The 4,294-nt window shown below is 49.3% G+C and carries 4 protein-coding genes and 3 pseudogenes; 6 read left to right on the forward strand and 1 reads right to left on the reverse strand.

Features of this window, described 5'->3' with window-relative positions; translation table 11 throughout:
* Both ABJD00_RS06400 and ABJD00_RS06405 read left to right on the forward strand, forming a co-directional pair.
* A pseudogene (locus ABJD00_RS06400) lies at positions 1 to 90 on the forward strand (IS6 family transposase); the annotation flags it as partial.
* Between the two features lie 55 nt (positions 91 to 145).
* Positions 146 to 373, forward strand: a pseudogene (locus ABJD00_RS06405) (IS5/IS1182 family transposase); the annotation flags it as partial.
* 352 nt (positions 374 to 725) lie between these two features.
* On the opposite strand, the gene ABJD00_RS06410 reads toward ABJD00_RS06405, so the two are convergent.
* Entirely contained in the window at positions 726 to 1,571 is an 846-nt protein-coding gene (locus tag ABJD00_RS06410; RefSeq protein WP_413848812.1) for a LysR family transcriptional regulator, read from the reverse strand.
* A gap of 667 nt (positions 1,572 to 2,238) precedes the next feature.
* On the opposite strand from ABJD00_RS06410, the gene ABJD00_RS06415 reads away from it, so the two are divergent.
* The 4 genes and pseudogenes from ABJD00_RS06415 to ABJD00_RS06430 form a co-directional block, all read left to right on the forward strand.
* Complete coding sequence (locus tag ABJD00_RS06415; protein ID WP_413853680.1) at positions 2,239 to 2,499, forward strand: hypothetical protein; 261 nt, start codon at positions 2,239 to 2,241, stop codon at positions 2,497 to 2,499.
* 280 nt (positions 2,500 to 2,779) lie between these two features.
* Positions 2,780 to 3,604, forward strand: a complete 825-nt coding sequence (locus ABJD00_RS06420) for a LysR family transcriptional regulator (protein ID WP_413848816.1) — start codon at positions 2,780 to 2,782, stop codon at positions 3,602 to 3,604.
* A gap of 106 nt (positions 3,605 to 3,710) precedes the next feature.
* Positions 3,711 to 4,109 (forward strand): hypothetical protein, encoded by a 399-nt coding sequence (locus ABJD00_RS06425; protein WP_413848818.1) that lies wholly within the window; start codon positions 3,711 to 3,713, stop codon positions 4,107 to 4,109.
* A 101-nt stretch (positions 4,110 to 4,210) separates the two neighbouring features.
* A pseudogene (locus ABJD00_RS06430) lies at positions 4,211 to 4,294 on the forward strand (IS6 family transposase); the annotation flags it as partial.

Below are 4,294 nucleotides of genomic sequence, written 5' to 3' on the forward strand. Positions count from 1 at the left end.
AATCAGGAACGCAGCCTTTCAACGAGACCAAATTTCAAGCTCAACCGCGCCGCCGCTCTGGCTGAGTGGCGTGGTCTTGGCGCGAGTTAATGGACAGTGTCACTGTCCTTGTAGAGACTGGTTCGAATTAGTCTGCCAGCACCCCCGAAACGAAGCGGTCAACGCATCGCGCTATCTGGGCCTAGCACTGTGGCGGCAATGGAGCGGATATCACCGCCGAAGCCGCGTCGAGGCCAAGATGAATTGCATCAAACTTCTTGGCCAATCCCTGATGGTAAGAGACTTTGATCGGCAGGTCGCGGAAATCCAGGTCCGCGTTGCCGTTCTTAACAGCTACACCGCTCTTGGCATACCCGTCACAGAGCCCGTAGGATGTGTCTGTCTGGGGAAAGCGGAAGTGCGATCACAACCCGGTTTGTGCAACAAAGCCAAGGCTGCCCACAATCTGCTTCCAACACCGCTGACTTTTTCTCGGAAAGTCCCGAGAAAAAGTACCCGCGAAGTCAAACTATCTGGTGCGCTTGCACAACCCGACTTTGTTAACGAAAAGCTCTACGATCATCAGAGCGGAAAATATCATCGAGAAGGCGAATAGATCTAACATCGCTCGCACCTTACTGGTTACACGCTGCCTTTAACAAGATAATAGTATCATAAATCAACTGTACGAAAGAATAGCTTGGCGAAATTCCGAACAGTGCCTGTATTGTATTGATGTAAATTAGTTATGCCGCGACTGTCTCCATTTTACTGACGAAGCAAGCACGTGCCCAGTCCTTCACCTGAAGCAGAAGTTCATCGTGGCGCCGGTCTTCGTGATGGACGCTCCAGACTTCCCTGAAGGGTTGCGGCCTGTCTTTATCGATTTTCTTCAGTCCATTCCAATTCTCCAGCATCGATGCTGGACCGACGCAAGGCAGTCCGCGTTCAACTGCAGCACTGCGGATGCAGTGGAATGTTGACATGCGAATGGCCGGTGCCCCGCCAAAAAATTCGAATCCCGCTTGCATCTCAGGCACCCAATCGAAACAGGCGGGCAGTCCTACCCAGGCATTTCCGAAGTTGCGTTCGCTGGCATAAATCCCCATTTCGATCGTGCCGATCCTGGAAACCACTAGCCGACCTTGCTTTGGTCGCCCCAATCTTATGGCAAGATCCGCCTCTCCGTAGGCGAGGCTTACATTCCTGTCGGTCGCTTCGAGCGTCAGCGAAATTTTCTTCCGGTGAAGGGGAAGCTCGCCGATTTTCGGCGCCAGAAAGGTCTCTGCAACGAAATCAACTGTTGAAACCGTGATGTCTTGCTTGTCATTGGCTTCGGCAGGGCCGTCCAAACGCGAAATTTCATTCTGGCAGAGCCTTGCCGCGGTTGCGAAGGCTCGTCCTTGTTCGGTCAGTTCCCATTCACCATTGCCCGTTCGAGAGACAAGTGTACGCTGATACGTTTCTGATAATCGCTTGATTTTACGCGAAACAGTAGTCGGGTTTGTTTTCAGAGACTTGGCTGCGTTAACGAGGTTGCCTGTTTGCTCAAGCGCCAACAGGTATTTGAAATCGTCCCAGTGTGACAACATAATTTTCTGCCCTTCATTTTTGTTATTTTTTGCCTCAACATCTTTACGAAATAATTTTTAATTAGCCTTTGCTACCTTAAGTTTAGTGATCTTTTCTACCTTAAGTTTAGTGATCTTGAGCGATTATTAAACAGGGCCTGGTGCAAGACTGCACTTGCAGAACTGCAACCCTGCACGGATCATACCCTTTTTCATCCTAAGCGAGGCCTGAGTTTTTCCGTCGGTGGTTTCTGATTATGTCAGAAAAAATTTTCAGATTCTTCCGCTAAGCTACTGTTTTAAATCCATGACAACTTGCAGGCCCAGTACGCGGGAAACTGGAAAGGAAAACTTCAAACTTCAAAAGTCTTTCAATTCAGGTTTTCTTAAACTTGGATTATCTGTTGCTTTGACATTTTTGCAGTTCCTAAGCTGCAACAAACACACTTTGGACTTTGTGCAAATGATGGCAGGTTTTTCGTGGGGGCCGTGTTGAGGATTAGAAATGAGCCAGAGGCTGGACCCCCGGGCGGTCGCAATTTGCGGCCTACCTGAACAATCGCGAAACGATTTTGCAAAAACATTCGAACAAAGTGAGACAATCAGTGGCGGCAGTTCTTCTGCGCGCGACATGTCGTCGTTGCGAGCAGATCCGGGGTCCCTCCATGAGCATGCCCAAGTCGGGTCCGTGCACGAATACACCGACGGTGTTGACTGCATTGAAAACGACATCACCAGTGAGGTGACTCCAACACCGCCACTATTTTTGTTGTGTCTCGCCTTGGGCATGTTCTTTGGGTTGGCCGCCGCAGTCTGCGCTTTTGCGTTAGGCATGCGGTTGTTGCCTCTCATCGCAGTTTATAGCGCTGTGGGCAGTGCCGTATTTCTGGCATCTGCCGTCGTGCTCACTCTGTTGAGTTCAGAGAATTGCGACGAAGGGGGCCGCTAAGAATCATGCAGATTTCTGTGTAAGCCCGATCCTTGGACATTATGTTTTTGACTCTGGTTGGGGACACTCTTACGTTTGACGATAGTCATTAATACTATTTTTAGCTCTGTTCGATCCTTGATGCCGCCGAAAATTTACTCAAAACTAATCTACCAAGGGTTGATCTGCCAGAGGTTGATCTATGTCGACATGGGCCACTTCTTACTTACGGTAGGTGGTTTCAAGAAAATTAAAACTCGGAACTCAAGTGACGTGTAGCGATGGTGGCGTTAGGGGGCGAATGAAGAATTGGGATGACTTAAGAATTTTACTCGCGCTCAGCCGATACAAAACAATGACCTCGGCAGCGCAAGCACTTGAGATGAACACAACAACAGTCTCGCGACGGTTGGAGCGCCTTACTGAGGAAATCGGTGCCACTTTGTTTGTCCGGCGCGGCACGAAATTGGAGCCAACGCTTAGGGCAAAGCCGCTTATTGCGCTTGCGGATCAGTTCGATACGGAATTCTTTGCAAACGACGCTCGTGACGGCGAGGAACCGCCCGCCGCAAGAACACTGCGAATTTCCATAGGTCTGCAGGTTCTTGTCAGCATAGCGAACCCCCATTTAGCTGAATTTTTGACCAGCAATCCCACGCTCGAAATCGAATTTGTAGATGAAGAACGTTCAGTTGCTTTTGGCGAAGTCGATCTTCTTGTTGGATTCAAGAAACCAACCGAGGGTCGGTTGGTGCGTACCCAACTCGGGGAACTTGGTTATCATGTCTATTACAACAAGAAGTGGGAAAATGGTCCGAAAGGATACGTCACATTGCCTCAACAGGGGACTGTTGAAACAGAGTGTTCGACTCTTTTGGAAAACCTGTTTGGCCGGCCAAGACTGAAGGCCTCTGGTCTTCATTTTTTAAGATCGTTCCTGAAAACCATGCCGCTTGCAGTGTGTTTGCCGATAAAGTTTGCGGAATCTGATCCCGAATTGGTTCCATTGAATACCGAACACTCGATCAGTTATCTTCCTGTTTGGGTGTCATATCATGAAAGGCGGCGCTTGGATCCTGATGTTCGCATTGGAATTGAATTCCTCCGTAGTTGCTTTTCTAACTGAACACCTCTTTTTGCAGGTGCGGAGCTGCAGCATTCTCAATCGACGAAAGCTATTCTGTTTGCGACTGTGAACCTGCACCGGGGGGCGCTTGTAACGGGAGTACAAAATGAGAAGCGCTGGCTATGTCTCCGCAATCCTCACCGGATATGCGGCAATTTCTTTCGGTTTACTGAAAATCCTCTGGCGGCAGTTTGGAGCCCATTTCTATTGGTCTGATCACTCGCATGACGTTCAAGCTTCCTTCGGCTTGGATGTCATGCTGATTTTGGCATTGATCTTTGCCGGTCTCACCATGATTACTCTGCGTTTCGTTGTACCAGCGTCACTCACGGTCATTGCCATTTGCCTTGGTGAGTTTTTGTATTTGCATGATGAAGTGCATAGCCTGCCTCAAATCATGCTCGTTGTCGGGCTGATCAGTGGGCAACTTATCACGTTTTACCTTAACGTGCTGATCGCGATCGAAGGTGAAAAGTTTCGATGGAGAGGTCGTCTCATCGACTAAAACAAAGCGATCCTTTTGACCCTCTCTTAACCGAGCACTTGAGAGGCACTGTCAGAGGAAACCGTGTTGAGGCAGGCAGGGCGGGTTTGTAACCTCGCCGGATGACCAATCTTGATCCGTTTCGCTATTTCAAAACGAGCCATGAGATTATCCGACTGGCGGTTATGATGTACGTCCGTTTCCCT

Origin of the sequence: Tateyamaria sp. (assembly GCF_039945315.1) — a bacterium.
Taxonomy (GTDB): Bacteria; Pseudomonadota; Alphaproteobacteria; order Rhodobacterales; family Rhodobacteraceae; genus Tateyamaria.